Source organism: Pantoea sp. MBD-2R, assembly GCF_039134845.1.
Taxonomy (GTDB): domain Bacteria; phylum Pseudomonadota; class Gammaproteobacteria; order Enterobacterales; family Enterobacteriaceae; genus Erwinia.
On sequence record NZ_CP152417.1, the window covers coordinates 2650967 to 2666061 of the forward strand.

Consider the following 15095-nt stretch of genomic DNA (forward strand, 5'->3'; position numbering starts at 1 on the left):
CAGGGACAACGCCATTACAGGGTTGCCGCAACCTCGTCAGAGATCTCACCGTTATGGTAGACTTCCTGCACGTCGTCACAGTCTTCCAGCATGTCGATCAGACGCAGCAGTTTTGGTGCTGTTTCTGCATCCATATCCGCTTTGGTCGATGGGATCATGGTGACTTCGGCTTCATCAGCATTAAGACCCGCCGCAGCCAGCGCGTCTTTCACTTCACCCAGCGATTCCCAGGCAGTGAACACATCAATCGCACCGTCGTCGTAAGTCACAACGTCATCTGCACCCGCTTCCAGCGCGGCATCCATTACCGTATCTTCTTCCAGGCCCGGTGCAAAGGAGATCACGCCTTTACGGGTAAACAGATAGGCGACGGAGCCATCGGTCCCCAGGTTGCCGCCTGTTTTGGTGAAGGCGTGACGCACTTCGGAAACGGTACGGTTACGGTTATCACTCAGGCACTCAACCATGACAGCGGTGCCGCCAGGGCCGTAACCTTCATAGATGATGGTTTCCATGTTGCTGTCATCTTCGCCGCCCACGCCGCGTGCAATAGCACGGTTCATGGTGTCACGGGTCATGTTGTTAGACAGCGCCTTGTCCATTGCCGCGCGCAGACGTGGGTTTGAACCCGCATCACCGCCGCCCAGCTTCGCTGCTGTTACCAGCTCACGAATGATTTTGGTGAAGATCTTACCGCGTTTGGCATCCTGAGCTGCTTTGCGGTGTTTGGTGTTTGCCCATTTACTATGACCAGCCATTAATTAATTCTCTCCTCGATCCCTCACAGGCTATCTTACTGGTGATTTTGTCCGCTGGCAGTACTCAGAATCCTCACGTACCAAAAGTACGCTGCGGTTCTTGCGCGCTGGCAGCGAACAAACTCACTGCGACGATGACGCCTGGAAGTTTAACTAAGCCGATATCGTCCTGATTGAACGATCGTTATTCAAAAAACGTTATTGTACAAATTCTTCAATTGCCTGGCGGTTACTCCAGGACTTGGTCAGCGCTGCGCCCGCGTGTGGCGGCAGCCACTGATAAGCCAGGTGCTCGCTGAGGGAAATCTCCCGCTCGCGGGGTAGCGCCAGACAGAACCAGTGTTCGCTGTTATGCGTCACGTCCGGTGCGTAGCGATGGCGGAAATGGGCAAAGATTTCGAATTGTATCTGACGCTGGCAATCCACTAATGTGAGCTGCTCGGCGTTGATGTCAATTCCCACTTCTTCACACACTTCCCGCCGTGCGGTTTCGGCCAGCGTTTCACCCGCTTCCTGACTGCCGGTAACGGATTGCCAGAACGCGGGATCGTCGCGCCGCTGTAACATCAGCACCCGCCCGGTATCACGGGCGAAAATCACCACCAGCACCGAGACGGGATACTTAAATGCCATCAGTTGCTCTCTGAGCCGTCTTCAGCAGCGCGCTGATACTTCGCCATCACTTCAATGCCCAGCTCGGACAGCGAGGTCGGGTTGGCGAAGTTTGGCGCTTCGGTCATCAGACAGGCTGCCGCAGTAGTTTTCGGGAACGCGATAACGTCACGAATATTGTCGGTGCCGGTTAACAGCATAACCAGGCGATCCAGACCGAAAGCTAAACCTGCATGCGGTGGCGTACCGAATTTCAGCGCGTCCAGCAGGAAGCCGAACTTCTCACGCTGTTCGTGCCCGGCAATACCGAGGATACCAAAGACGGTCTGCTGCATCTGGCCGTTGTGGATACGTACTGAGCCGCCCCCTACTTCGTAACCGTTAATCACCATATCGTAAGCATTGGCAATCGCCGTTTCCGGCGCGGCTTTCAGTTCATCTGGCGTCATATCGCGCGGCGCGGTGAACGGGTGGTGCATCGCCGTCAGGCCACCTTCACCGTCGTCTTCAAACATCGGGAAGTCCACTACCCACAGCGGCGCCCAGGCGTCGTTATTGGTAATGTTCAGATCGCGACCCAGCTTCAGGCGCAGCGCGCCCAGCGCATCGGCCACCACTTTCGCGTTATCCGCACCGAAGAAAATCGCATCGCCGTCCGCAGCGTTGGTACGGGTCAGGATCTCTTCGATGATTTCCGCCGTCATAAACTTCGCCACCGGGCTGCTGATGCCTTCCAGGCCTTTCGCGCGCTCGTTGACTTTCATCCATGCCAGGCCTTTCGCGCCGTAGATTTCCACGAACTTGCCGTATTCATCAATCTGTTTACGGCTGAGCTGGGCGCCGCCCGGTACACGCAGCGCGGCTACGCGACCTTTAGCATCGTTAGCCGGGCCGGAGAAGACTTTAAATTCAACCTCTTTCAGCAGATCCGCAACGTCCACCAGCTCCATTGGGTTACGCAGGTCCGGCTTGTCCGAGCCATAACGGCGCATCGCTTCGGCAAAGGTCATGGTTGGGAAATCGCCCAGATCAACGCCCTTCACGTCCAGCCACAGCTCGCGCGCCATCCGCTCCATGATTTCACGCACCTGAGGCGCGGTCATAAATGAAGTTTCGACGTCGATCTGGGTAAATTCAGGCTGACGGTCAGCACGCAGGTCTTCGTCGCGGAAACATTTAACAATCTGATAGTAGCGATCGAAACCGGACATCATCAGCAGCTGCTTGAACAGCTGTGGCGACTGCGGCAGCGCATAGAATTTGCCTTTATGCACGCGGCTCGGCACCAGATAGTCGCGCGCGCCTTCTGGCGTGGCTTTGGTCAGCATTGGCGTTTCAATGTCTAAAAAGCCATTATCATCCATAAAACGGCGCACGAAGCTGGTGATTTTGGCACGCGTTTTCAGGCGCTGCGCCATTTCCGGGCGACGCAGGTCCAGATAACGGTATTTCAGGCGTGCTTCTTCGCTGTTAACGTGGTTTGAGTCCAGCGGCAGCGCCTCTGCGCGGTTGATAATGGTCAGATCGGTCGCGAAGACTTCAACTTCACCCGTTGCCATATCGCTGTTTTTGTTCTTTTCGTCGCGTGCACGCACGGTACCGGTGAGCTGAATGCAAAATTCGTTACGCAGCTCAGAAGCCAGTTTGAATGCGTCCTGACGATCCGGATCGAAAAACACCTGTACGATACCTTCACGGTCACGCATATCAATGAAGATCAGGCTACCCAGATCGCGGCGGCGATTAACCCAACCGCACAGTGTCACTTGTTGGCCTACGTGAGACAGGTTGATCTGTCCGCAATACTCAGTACGCATAACGATATCCTTTTAACTTTGCGGCGCACGGGCGGCATCATTACACAGCCCGTCAGGCGATGATGCCGCCGCGAAAAATGGCGGCCATTATAATGGAAAAACCCCGGCGCGATAAGGGGTGCATCCGCATCTGCGCCTCAAGCGCGGGCAAAATCACCATAATCTTCCCGCATCTCACAAAAGCTAACAAATTTCACGCTTTCCGAACATTGTTGTTATCGCTATCCACAGCGGCTAGCCTGTATTCTTACTGATTTCCCTGTTGACCGGAGAAACTATGTTAGAGATTAACGCTGCCACCACCGCGCTGGTACTGATTGATTTACAGGAAGGCATTCTTCCTTTTGCTGGCGGCCCCTATCAGGCGGCGGATGTGGTAACCCGTTCGGCTAAGCTGGCTGAAAAATTCCGCGCCGCTAATGCACCGGTTGTGCTGGTGCGCGTAGGCTGGGCAAAAGATTTTGGTGATGCCCCTAAACAGCCGGTCGATAACAGCCACAGCGGTGCGCTGCCGGAAAACTGGTGGGACTACCCTGTCGCGCTGAACAAGCAGGAGAGCGACATCGAAGTGATTAAACATCAGTGGGGCGCTTTTTACGGCACCGATCTGGAGTTGCAGCTGCGTCGTCGCGGTATTGATACCATCGTGCTGGGCGGGATTTCCACCAATATCGGTGTGGAATCGACCGCTCGCAACGCCTGGGAGCTGGGCTTTAACCTGATCGTGGCGGAAGATATCTGTGCCGCAGGCAGCACCGAAGAGCACAACGGCAGCTTTAAGCATATCTTCCCGCGCCTGGGCCGTGTGCGTACCTCTGACGAGATTATTGCTGCGTTGTAATGAGGCGGACGCCCAGGCTTTAACCGTCAGGTTGCGCTCCCGCTGCCATGCCGCTACATTTCAGCCCAGCGGTATTAACGGGGAGCGCAATAATATGAAGCCTTTTTATCTTGGCCTGCCGCAGTGGCAACATCCGCACTGGAAGAAACTGGGCATGGAAACCCTGGCCGACTACGCGCGCTATTTTAACTGCGTCGAAGGCAATACCACGCTCTACGCCCTGCCGCGTCCTGAGATTGTGCAGCGCTGGCGCGATATGACGCATGATGATTTCCGCTTCTGTTTTAAATTTCCCGCCACCATTAGCCACAAGGCGGCGCTGCGCAACAGCGGCGATTTGACCGCCGAATTCTTTGCCCTGCTGGCTCCGCTCTCTTCCCGTATTGGTCAGTACTGGCTACAGCTGCCTGCGACGTTTGGTCCGGCGGATTTACCCGCGCTCTGGTCATTTCTTGATGGGTTACCGAAAACATTCAGCTATGGCGTTGAAGTACGGCATCCCGAGTTTTTCGCCAAGGGCGAGGCTGAGCAGGCGTTGAACCGCGGCCTGCATGAGCGCGGCGTTAATCGGGTGATTCTCGATACGCGCGGCGTCCATTCAGCCATTGCCAGTAATCCGGCAATTATTGAAGCACAGCGTAAAAAACCGCACCTTCCCGTTCATGCCGTCATGACCGCTGACCAGCCGATGATCCGCTTTATCGGCAGCGATAATGAAACGGCGAATCTGAAGTGGTTTCAGGCCTGGCAGCAAAAATTACCGCTGTGGCGCGAGCAAGGCCAGCCGTGGTTGTTTATTCACACGCCAGATATCGCTTTTGCGCCCCGGCTGGTGCAGGCTTTGTGGCCTTCGCTCCGGCAGGCGATCCCCGAGCTTGGCGCAGCGCCGGACTGGCCGCAGCAGACCAGCTTGTTCTGATTTTGTGCGGGTCCGGATTTGTTCACTATGACAGCGTAACAACAATAGCTATGATGGCGCCTGAAATTTTCAGCGCGTTATGGAGTCCGGATGGTCAGCGCCTTGTATGTCGTGCTCGGAGCACTGGTTTTAATTAAATTTTCCTTTGATGTGATACGGCTGCGTCGTCAGTATCGCGTCGCTCATGGTGACGGCGGCTTCTATGAGTTGAAGGTCGCCATTCGCATTCATGGCAACGCCGTAGAATATATTCCCATTGCCGTTTTTCTGCTGGTGATGATGGAGATGAACGGTGCCGATATCTGGATGGTGCATCTGGTCGGGCTGTTTTTCTTTCTTGGCCGCTGTCTGCACAGTTACGGCATGCGCACCAGCACCCTGTTGTGGCGCAAGAACGGCATGGTCATTACGCTGTTGTCGCTACTGGGAATGATTATCTTTAACCTGATTTTCCTGCCCTGGGATCTGGTTCTGACGCTGAACTAAGCCAGTTTTTATCGCAGAGTGGCAGAAAGGGTGCAGCCTGCGCCGCTTTCTGCCAAAATACCGCCTTTCCGTTTTTCTCCCGGACTTACCATTATGTCTAACCGCGATACGCTGTTCTCCGCGCCGATTGCCAAACTGGGCGACTGGACGTTTGACGAGCGCGTGGCTGAAGTTTTTCCCGATATGATCCAGCGCTCGGTGCCTGGCTATTCGAATATTATTTCTATGATCGGCATGCTGGCCGAGCGTTTTGTTCAGCCCAACAGTCAGGTTTACGATTTAGGCTGTTCGCTGGGCGCCGCCACGCTGTCGGTGCGCCGCAATATCAGGGCTGAAGGCTGCAAAATTATCTCCGTGGATAATTCCCCGGCGATGGTTGAACGCTGCCGCCGTCATATTGACGCCTTCCGCGCCGATACGCCGGTTGAGGTAATCGAGGCGGATATTCGTGATATCGCCATTGAGAATGCCTCGATGGTGGTGCTGAACTTTACCCTGCAATTTTTAGAGCCTGACGAGCGTCAGAATTTGCTCAATAAGGTCTGGCAGGGTTTGCGCCCGGGCGGCGCGCTGGTGCTTTCCGAAAAATTCAGCTTTGCCGATGCCGACGTTGGCGAACTGCTCTTCAATATGCACCACGATTTTAAACGGGCTAACGGCTACAGCGAACTGGAGATCAGTCAGAAGCGCAGCATGCTGGAAAATGTGATGCTGACCGACAGCGTGGAAACGCACAAAGCCCGTTTACGCACTGCTGGATTTGAACACGCTGAGCTGTGGTTCCAGTGCTTTAATTTTGGCTCGCTCATCGCACTGAAGGCAGGAACTGACTGATGGAGTTCGGCAATTTTTACCAGTTAATCGCAAAGAGTCCGCTTTCCCACTGGCTGGAGACGCTTCCGGCACAGATCGCAACCTGGCAGCGTGAGCAGCTGCACGGTCATTTTAAAAACTGGGATCGCTCGGTTGAATACCTGCCGGATTTGACGCCTGAAACCTTAGATTTGCTGCACAGCGTTACCGCCGACAGCAGTCAGTTGACCGAGCGTCAGCGCGGCGGCATTGAAAAGCTGCTGCGCAATCTGATGCCGTGGCGCAAAGGCCCCTATTCCCTGTACGGCGTGAACATCAACACCGAATGGCGTTCGGACTGGAAGTGGGATCGCGTGCTGCCGCATATTTCTCCGCTGGCGGGCCGAACCATTCTGGACGTGGGCTGCGGCAGTGGTTATCACATGTGGCGGATGGTTGGCGCAGGTGCAAACCTCGTGGTGGGCATCGATCCGATGCAGCTGTTCATTTGCCAGTTTGAAGCGGTGCGCAAGCTGTTGGGCAACGATCAGCGTGCGCATGTGCTGCCGCTGGGCATTGAGCAGCTGCCGGAGCTGAAAGCGTTTGATACGGTGTTTTCGATGGGCGTGCTCTATCACCGTCGTTCGCCGCTGGATCATCTGTTGCAGCTGAAGAATCAGCTGGTAAGCGGCGGCGAGCTGGTGCTGGAAACGCTGGTGATTGCCGGTGGCGACCAGGAAGTGCTGGTGCCGGGCGAACGCTATGCTCAGATGCGCAACGTCTACTTTATTCCCTCTACGGGCGCGTTGAAGAACTGGCTGGAGAAATGTGGTTTTGTCGATGTGCGCATCGCCGACTATTCCGTGACCAGTACAGAAGAGCAGCGCCGTACCGACTGGATGACCAGCGAGTCGCTGGCGGAGTTTCTCGACCCGCTGGATTCGAATAAAACGATAGAAGGTTATCCGGCACCGCTGCGCGCGGTACTGGTGGCACGGAAGCCATAAGGTTTTGGGTTAAATGCTGACCCGCCAGCTGCGGTCGGTAAAAAGACGCAAGGCCAACGGCGGATCCGGCGTCTGTCGCCAGTGAGGGGCAGAACACCGGGCCGCCGCTCGGCGGCTTAACCGGCGCGTCCCTGCGCCCGATATCCGGTTTATCTTCCCTGGCTGCCGCCCGCAGACCCTTGCGTTGTTGGCAGAACAGGTTGCCAATAACTACGCTATTCACAACAGATACTTGCTCAATAGCGACTTGTTCTAAAACACTGCCCCTTCAGCGATAGAGACAAATCAGGCTTTTTCCTTTAATCCCGCGTTTAATCAAGCCCACCGCCCGAAAACAGGCCAGGCTATAATCCGTACGACATCTTTTTCATTTACCTGAAAGGAGTCCCACATGAGTAAATTTGTTTTCTCTTCACCGCGTAAATATGTTCAGGGTGCTGGCGTTCTGGCACAGCTTGGCGAGTATGTGGCGGAGTTAGGCAATAGCGCCTTTGTGGTTGCGGATGAAATCGTCTGGGGGCTGATTGGCAAAGAGGTTCAGGCCTCGCTGCAACAGCATAAAATCGAATTTCATTATCAGCAGTTTAATGGCGAAGCCTCCAGCAACGAAATCACCCGTCTGGCAGGACTGGCGAAAAATCAGGGTGCCCGTTTGGTGGTAGGTCTTGGCGGCGGCAAGACGCTGGACACGGTCAAAGCCGTTGCCGATGAGCTGAAACAGCCGGTGGTTATCGTGCCTACCATAGCCTCAACTGATGCGCCTTGCAGCGCGCTTTCGGTGATCTACTCCGACAGCGGCGTCTTTGAAAGCTATCGTTTTTACAGCAAGAACCCGGATCTGGTACTGGTAGATACACAGGTCTGCGCCCGCGCGCCAGTCCGACTGTTTGCTTCCGGCATTGCCGATGGTCTGGCAACCTTTGTTGAAGCCCAGGCAGTGAAACGCTCACACAGCAAATCGATGGTGGATGGCGATCCGACCATTGCCGGTATGGCGATTGCCGAAGCCTGCGAAAAAACCTTACTCACCTACGGATTCAGTGCGTACCAGGCGGTCGCGCAGAAGCTGGTGACGCCAGCGGTGGAAGCGGTAGTGGAAGCGAACACGCTGCTTTCCGGTCTCGGATTTGAAAATGCCGGGCTGGCTGGCGCGCATGCTATCCATAATGGTTTTACCGCCATTGACGGCGAAATCCATCATCTGACCCATGGCGAAAAAGTGGCTTACGGAACGCTAACGCAGATGGTGCTGGAGCAGCGTCCGGACGAAGAAATCGCGCGCTATATTCGTTTTTATCGCGCCATTAAGATGCCAACCACGCTGAAAGAGCTGCATCTGGACAATGAAAGCTGGGAAAATTTGGTCAAAATCGGCGAACTGGCAAACAGCGAAGGCGATACGCTGAAAAACCTTAATCCTCATCTCAGCGCGGAAGACGTTGCCAGCGCGATTCTGGCCGTGGATGCTTTCAGTCAGACCATCAAGTAAACCTGCGGTACGATTTGTCAACCAACGCCGGGTGCCTCCTGCGCACCCGCTTTCCTGCCGTGCTATTGCCCTTCCTCCTTGCTGTTATCCCAATATTCAAACTTATAGGCGGCACTGATATTACGCAGAATTTCACCTTGCGCGAAAACTTCCTTTTCGCGTGAGTAACTGAGCGTACAGTTATCATGATCGTCCCAAAGCTGGCACTCATCAACGGCCGTCAGTTCGCTGTTCTCATTATGCGTTTGGGTCGAAAGGCGCTGCTCTCGGTTCTGCTTATCGTACAGCCAGCTCATCTTACTGCTGGCGGATGTGCTGGCGATCAGCTGATCTTTCTCGTTCCACTGGTAACGATATTCACCGTTCGTTTGCCGATCCGATCCGCGAGCCACGCTCTTAATCAACCTCGATCGCGGGTCGTAACTGTTGGTTGTTTCCGTAAAGCCTTTCTTTCCCTGCAACAAAAACGCGTCGGTGGAACTGGTGATGGTGCCCTGTTTGCCGGTCAGGAAATTGATTTTCCCCTGCTTGCGATTGACCTCCACCGGCTGCCCGCTTTGCATGACAAAAACCGACATGTCATACACCGCTTCCCACCCGCTGGTAACACGGACAATGCTCTGCACCATCTTCAGCAGCATATTACCTTCGGCCTTATCAAAACTGACGTCCGCGCGCAGCAGTGAGCCGCAGCGGTCAAACTCACCCAGGATCCGTTTCTGCTGATTAACGTCTTTGCCAAACTCGCCCATAACCACCTGCTTTATCGGCCCTTTGGCTGTTCCGCCGAGCAGCAAAATGCTGTTGCTGTCGTTGATCAGCTGGGCATTGGGTGGGCAGGCTGTTGCAGACGAGGCTATGCCGGAAAAAAACGCGGTGAACAAAGCAACAGATCCAACAGCCAGATTGAGGATGTTCATCAGGAGTCTCATCAACATTGAAAGAACAAAATAAGTGTAAAGCAAACCACGGGAGATGGCGGAAAGGCTTGTTCTGCACCCGAATTTATCAAGAAAAAAAGCCCCATCAAAACGATGGGGCCTGGTACTTGCAAACATCACGTCGCTGAACTGGCGTGCTGCGCGGCAAAATCGGATTCAGGCGACTCTGACGGGAGAACTGAGCGCCAGGGAAGCTTTCATTGCCTCCACCATATCACTATCTACGCAAGGACGGCTAAATTCATCTGTTTCCGCTACGGAACTCATCGATACCCCGGCTTTACGATAGCGCATTGGTGAAGCGACACGCTGGCTGGCCGAGCTGTGAACCTCGCTCAAACCGGCCTCAACAAACTTCTGCAAATTGCTGAGGCGAACACCAGCACCCGCCATGATGATTGGACCACGCGTGTTGCGAGTTAGTTCCTTTAATAAAGGTAATCCACTTTCGGCGCTTTGCTGCTGTCCGGAAGTTAAAATACGGGCGACCCCTAAATCGGTGAGCTGTTGCAGCGCCATCAATGGACTGTGGCACAGATCAAAGGCGCGATGAAAAGTCACCGCCATGCCTTCACAGAGGGCCATGACCTGCTGCATCCGGGCCATATTAATATGGCCGTCCACGTCCAGCATGCCGACCACCACGCCAGGAAAGCCCAGTTCACGGATAAAGGCGATATCCGACTTTATCTCATTAAACTCGCCGTCGGTGTAGCAAAAATCACCTCCGCGTGGGCGCACGATAGGATGTACGGGAATAGTAATACTGTTGCGGGCCTGTTTTAAGCTCCCTGCGGAAGGCGTTAATCCTCCTTCTGACGGCGCTGAACAAAGTTCAATCCGATCGGCACCGGCTTTTTCAGCGGTAAGGGCACAATCGACTCCAAAGCAGCATACTTCCAGTTTTAGCATTCCATCCTCCTGTTTAATGACTGCTGGCGGGTTGTGTGAATGAATTCCGCTGTATTAGTCTGGTATGACACGCTAAGAATAATTTTAACGGGAATCGCTAACATGACATGTAATTTTGACCAGCGGATAGATCGCCGTCACAGCGATAGTCTTAAATGGCAGAAATATGGTGCGCGGGATATCCTGCCACTGTGGATAGCGGACACGGATTTTCGTTCGCCGGATTGCGTTATTGATGCTCTGAAACAGCGTGTTGAGCATGGAATTTTTGGTTACGGCAGCTCGCCGGTAGAGTTGGCCGACGCGATAATGATGCGCATGGCCGAGCGTTATCAGTGGCAAATTAAAGCTGAATGGCTGGTTTTTTTACCCGGCGTCGTGAGCGGGCTGAATATCGCCGTTCGCGCTTTTACCGACGCGCATCAGGGCACCATTGCCCCTACGCCCATTTATCCGCCTTTTCGCTCTGCGGCAAAGCTGGCAAACCGCAGACAAATTAATGCCCCGCTCCAGCTTGAAGATCGACGCTGGGTGATCCGGCTGGACGAGCTTGAAGCGCAAATGGACGGTAATGAAAAGCTGCTGATGCTCTGTAACCCACAAAATCCCGGGGGCACAGTGTACCGCCGGGAAGAGTTGGAAGAACAGCTCAGCTTCGCTCAGCGCCACGATCTGATCGTCTGTTCTGATGAGATCCACTGCGATCTGCTGCTTGAACCGGGCGTGAAACATATTCCTTTCGCCAGCCTGAATGAGGATGCCGCACGGCGTTCGGTGACGCTGGTCTCGCCGTCCAAGACCTTTAATATTGCCGGGCTTGGTGCTTCCGTGGCGATCATCCCGGATAAAACCTTACGCGAGCGATTTAAGGCAATACGTCAGGGCATCGTTCCGCCAGTGGATATTCTGTCGCTGGTGGCCGCCAATGCGGCCTGGCGTGACGGTCAGGCCTGGCTTGACGAACAGCTGGCCTATTTACAGAAGTCGCGCGATCTTTTGGTAAAACGCATCAATGCTATCGAGGGGCTTTCCGTTGTCGCGCCGGAAGCCAGCTATCTTGCGTGGATTGATGCCAGCAAGCTCAACGTCGCCAGCCCGGCGCTGTTTTTTGAACGACACGGGCTGGGCTTTTCGCCGGGACGGGATTTTGGAGATGACGGCTTCGTCCGCTTCAATTTTGGCTGCCCGCGCGACCTGATTGATGAAGCTATAAAAAGGATGGAAAAGGCAGTGCGTACCCTGCCTCTCCGGGTCGTTTTATAACTCGCTTTCCACAATCTCTTTCAGGCTCCAGGGATGGAACTTGATGGTGACGGTACCGTTTGAGACGGCCAGCGTCGGGTTCGGCAGGCGCTCGCCCTCGCCTTTTGGCGCGCTGTTTTTGATCGACAGACCTGGCTTACTCAACCCTTCATCGGCAAACAGCGCCAGCGCCCTGGCGCTCAACGTATGCGGATCGCCGCTTAAAACAATCTCAACGTGCTCCCAACCTTCATGCCGGTAGACCTTTTCACCCGGCCAGGGCAGCTCAACCACACTGATTTCCCATGGCCCTACTTTTAGCGGCGTTGTTAACTCAAACAGCGCAATTGGGCGCCCGTGAATCGCTTTTTCAGAAAACAGCACACCATGCTGTAAAAAGCCTTTTTTCCAGCGTTCTGCGGTGGCGGACTGATGACAACGCACGGCGATATGGTCAGCTTTCAGCGCATCCAGCTGTAGCCCTAACCGGTCCGCCAGATCGTAAAGAGATCGTAAAAAACGTGATGAATCATTAGCTAAATCGGCTAATTCTTCCGCGAAATGACCTTCAAACATCTTTTAACCTCGCGCTTACTGTAATTATCTTAATCATTGTGAATTTTATACTCCGCTTGTTCGGGCCAGCTATTCTGTTGAATATTTAAATATCCACCAGTAAAACTTATAAAAAATTGGAAAAAACTGCCTTTTATTGAGTTTAGATTGGCTTTGTTTCAGCGATTTTTCTGAAAAAGAGTTTTTAACTTTCTGTTTTGGTTTAGTTAAATTTATACAATGCGACTATTCTTAAATCGCTGGCCCTGACTTGTAGGGTATTCTTGTTCCTTATAGATTTGTCCCGCTACTTACACAAGGAATAGCAAAATGCTTATGTTGATGCTCGTCGCAGTGCTCATCGTAATGATGGGCTTTGCTCTGGTGCGCCACTGGAAGGTACGCGGTAAAACGACTATTACCAGTCCTTACCGCCCTGGTCGTCGTCGCTCCTGAATATTCGCAGGAAACGACCGTTTCCTGCGCCCCTGTGCCCTTCAGTCCATCAGGCACCTGGATAATCCACTCTGAAATGCAGTATACTTTTCCCCTTCTTTTTTGAGCAGTGCCAGTGTACAGCAGATCGCTCTGCTGGCGGGCGCTGACGGAATGACCGCCTGCGATTATCCCCGCAGGCATTTCAGCATATAAGGTAACTCGGTGAATATTCAGGCTCTTCTTTCAGATAAAGTCAGTCAGGCGATGATCGCAGCAGGGGCTCCGGCCGGTTGCGAATCGCAGGTACGGCAGTCAGCCAAAGCACAGTTTGGTGATTACCAGGCTAACGGCATCATGGCGGTAGCAAAGAAACTGGGTAAAGCCCCGCGACAACTGGCTGAAGAAGTCCTGAACCATCTCGATCTGCAAGGTATTGCCAGCAAAGTCGAAATTGCCGGCCCGGGCTTTATTAATCTGTTTCTGGATGCCAAATGGCTTTCAGCGCAGGTGGATAACGTCGTTAATGCGCCGCGCCTTGGCATTACGCCAGTAACGCCGCAAACCGTTGTGATTGATTATTCTGCGCCAAACGTCGCGAAAGAGATGCACGTAGGGCATGTGCGTTCGACCATTATTGGCGATGCTGCCGTCCGTACGCTGGAATTCCTTGGTCATAATGTCATCCGCGCTAACCACGTGGGTGACTGGGGCACGCAGTTCGGTATGCTGATTGCTTTTCTGGAAAAACAGCAGAATGAGCATCATGAAGAGATCGCGCTGGCCGACCTGGAAGTGTTCTATCGTGAAGCCAAGCGCACTTATGATGAAGATCCGGCCTTCGCTGAACGCGCGCGCGGCTACGTAGTGAAGCTTCAGGGCGGTGATGAATACTGCCGTAAGATGTGGAAAAAGCTGGTCGACATTACGATGTCGCAGAACCAGAAAATTTATGACCGCATGAACGTGACGCTGAGCCGTAAAGATGTGATGGGCGAAAGCCTGTACAACGATATGCTGCCCGGCATTGTGGCCGATCTGAAAGCGAAAGGCCTGGCGGTCGAGAGCGAAGGCGCGACCGTGGTCTTCCTGGACGAATACAAGAACAAAGACGGCGAGCCGATGGGGGTGATCATCCAGAAAAAGGATGGTGGCTATCTCTATACCACCACCGACATCGCCTGCGCCAAATATCGCTTTGAGACCCTGCATGCGGATCGCGTGCTCTATTACATCGATTCCCGCCAGCACCAGCATCTGCAACAGGCGTGGACTATCGTACGCAAAGCCGGTTACGTGCCTGAATCTGTACCGCTGGAGCATCACGCATTCGGCATGATGCTGGGCAAAGACGGCAAGCCGTTCAAAACCCGTGCGGGCGGCACGATCAAATTATCCGATCTGCTTGATGAAGCGGTCGAACGCGCCACGCGTCTGGTGAGCGAGAAAAACCCCGATATGCCTGCTGAAGAACTTAAGCAGCTGGCAAACACCGTTGGGATTGGCGCAGTGAAATACGCCGATCTCTCCAAGAGTCGCACCACGGATTACGTGTTCGACTGGGACAACATGCTGGCGTTTGAAGGTAATACCGCGCCTTATATGCAGTATGCCTACACCCGCGTGCTGTCGGTGTTCCGTAAAGCGGGTATCAACGAAGCTGAAGTTCAGGGTAAAACTGCCATTACCGAAGATCGTGAGGCAGCGCTGGCCGTACGCCTGTTGCAGTTCGAAGAGACCATCACTCAGGTTGCGCGTGACGGTACGCCGCACGTGATGTGTGCTTATTTATACGATCTGGCCGGTTTGTTCTCCGGATTCTACGAGCACTGCCCAATTCTGTCTGCGGAAGACGAAGCCACGAAGCAGAGCCGCCTGACGCTGGCGCTGCTGACGGCAAAAACGCTGAAGCAGGGTCTGGAAACGCTGGGTATCGAAACCGTAGAACGTATGTAACGCACAGCGCATTCTGTTAACGCTCAGGGGACGATTTTCGTCCCCTGAGCTTATTGACATAGTGCAGGCACGAGGAACACTGGCCTTCCACAAAGACGCAAAAAGCGGCATCCGTGCCGGCTCGGCCCGGGCCGTCCATGGCCCAGGACGCTTTGTTCCAGGCCAGTGTTCCCCGTGCTTTGAGTTTGTCAGCCGTCTGAGGGGATGATTTTCGTCCCCTTTTTGATGGGTAAATCCTTTAACTCCCCAACCACACCGCCTCCCTTCGCATCAACTTGTAAACCATAGTCTATGATTGAGTTCGTATATCGCCTGTTATTTAAACGTTTAGCG

At 54.0% G+C, this 15095-nt stretch carries 15 protein-coding genes; 9 read left to right on the forward strand and 6 right to left on the reverse strand.

Going from position 1 to position 15095, the window contains the following annotated elements; translation table 11 throughout:
• Positions 1–14: 14 nt before the first annotated feature.
• The 3 genes from AAGQ96_RS12170 to aspS all read right to left on the reverse strand — a co-directional run bounded on the left by AAGQ96_RS12170 (position 15) and on the right by aspS (position 3187).
• A complete protein-coding gene (locus AAGQ96_RS12170; RefSeq protein ID WP_147198440.1) occupies positions 15–758 on the reverse strand; it encodes a YebC/PmpR family DNA-binding transcriptional regulator in 744 nt (247 codons plus the stop codon).
• Positions 759–956: 198 nt separating this feature from the next.
• Positions 957–1391: a dihydroneopterin triphosphate diphosphatase gene (gene nudB, locus AAGQ96_RS12175; protein ID WP_342753676.1), complete on the reverse strand. Its 435-nt coding sequence runs from the start codon at positions 1389–1391 to the stop codon at positions 957–959.
• Positions 1391–3187: an aspartate--tRNA ligase gene (aspS, locus tag AAGQ96_RS12180; protein WP_342753677.1), complete on the reverse strand. Its 1797-nt coding sequence runs from the start codon at positions 3185–3187 to the stop codon at positions 1391–1393. Before aspS ends, nudB begins: the two co-directional genes overlap by 1 nt.
• A 277-nt stretch (positions 3188–3464) precedes the next feature.
• Here aspS and AAGQ96_RS12185 point away from each other — a divergent pair, with 277 nt between their 5' ends.
• The 6 genes from AAGQ96_RS12185 (at position 3465) to AAGQ96_RS12210 (ending at position 8721) form a co-directional block, all read left to right on the forward strand.
• Positions 3465–4028, forward strand: coding sequence for a hydrolase (locus AAGQ96_RS12185; RefSeq protein WP_147198443.1), 564 nt, complete (start codon positions 3465–3467; stop codon positions 4026–4028).
• A 94-nt stretch (positions 4029–4122) separates the two neighbouring features.
• Positions 4123–4947, forward strand: a complete 825-nt coding sequence (locus AAGQ96_RS12190; protein WP_342753678.1) for a DUF72 domain-containing protein — start codon at positions 4123–4125, stop codon at positions 4945–4947.
• A 90-nt stretch (positions 4948–5037) separates the two neighbouring features.
• On the forward strand, positions 5038–5433 hold the full coding sequence (locus AAGQ96_RS12195; RefSeq protein ID WP_147198445.1) for an MAPEG family protein: 396 nt from the start codon (positions 5038–5040) through the stop codon (positions 5431–5433).
• Between the two features lie 93 nt (positions 5434–5526).
• A complete protein-coding gene (gene cmoA, locus AAGQ96_RS12200) occupies positions 5527–6267 on the forward strand; it encodes a carboxy-S-adenosyl-L-methionine synthase CmoA (protein WP_147198446.1) in 741 nt (246 codons plus the stop codon).
• On the forward strand, positions 6264–7232 hold the full coding sequence (gene cmoB, locus AAGQ96_RS12205) for a tRNA 5-methoxyuridine(34)/uridine 5-oxyacetic acid(34) synthase CmoB (protein ID WP_147198447.1): 969 nt from the start codon (positions 6264–6266) through the stop codon (positions 7230–7232). The genes cmoA and cmoB overlap by 4 nt, the downstream gene beginning before the upstream one ends.
• Positions 7233–7623: 391 nt before the next feature.
• Positions 7624–8721, forward strand: coding sequence for a glycerol dehydrogenase (locus tag AAGQ96_RS12210; protein ID WP_342753679.1), 1098 nt, complete (start codon positions 7624–7626; stop codon positions 8719–8721).
• A 62-nt stretch (positions 8722–8783) separates the two neighbouring features.
• Here the strand turns inward: AAGQ96_RS12210 and AAGQ96_RS12215 are convergent, their stop codons facing one another.
• Positions 8784–9641 carry a hypothetical protein gene (locus tag AAGQ96_RS12215; protein WP_254446241.1) on the reverse strand — a complete coding sequence of 286 codons (858 nt, stop codon included), beginning with the start codon at positions 9639–9641 and terminating at the stop codon, positions 8784–8786.
• 177 nt (positions 9642–9818) lie between these two features.
• The gene (gene cutC / locus AAGQ96_RS12220) at positions 9819–10574 is read right to left on the reverse strand and encodes a copper homeostasis protein CutC (RefSeq protein ID WP_147198449.1); all 756 of its coding nucleotides are present in this window, start codon (positions 10572–10574) and stop codon (positions 9819–9821) included.
• A 102-nt stretch (positions 10575–10676) separates the two neighbouring features.
• Here cutC and AAGQ96_RS12225 point away from each other — a divergent pair, with 102 nt between their 5' ends.
• Positions 10677–11837, forward strand: a complete 1161-nt coding sequence (locus tag AAGQ96_RS12225) for a PatB family C-S lyase (protein WP_147198450.1) — start codon at positions 10677–10679, stop codon at positions 11835–11837.
• Here the strand turns inward: AAGQ96_RS12225 and AAGQ96_RS12230 are convergent.
• A complete protein-coding gene (locus tag AAGQ96_RS12230) occupies positions 11832–12392 on the reverse strand; it encodes a VOC family protein (RefSeq protein ID WP_147198451.1) in 561 nt (186 codons plus the stop codon). The two genes, AAGQ96_RS12225 and AAGQ96_RS12230, sit on opposite strands and share 6 nt — an antisense overlap.
• A gap of 309 nt (positions 12393–12701) precedes the next feature.
• Here AAGQ96_RS12230 and AAGQ96_RS12235 point away from each other — a divergent pair, with 309 nt between their 5' ends.
• Both AAGQ96_RS12235 and argS read left to right on the forward strand, forming a co-directional pair.
• Positions 12702–12827: a hypothetical protein gene (locus AAGQ96_RS12235; RefSeq protein WP_256377168.1), complete on the forward strand. Its 126-nt coding sequence runs from the start codon at positions 12702–12704 to the stop codon at positions 12825–12827.
• A 204-nt stretch (positions 12828–13031) separates the two neighbouring features.
• A complete protein-coding gene (argS, locus tag AAGQ96_RS12240; protein ID WP_147198452.1) occupies positions 13032–14762 on the forward strand; it encodes an arginine--tRNA ligase in 1731 nt (576 codons plus the stop codon).
• Positions 14763–15095 lie beyond the last annotated feature (333 nt).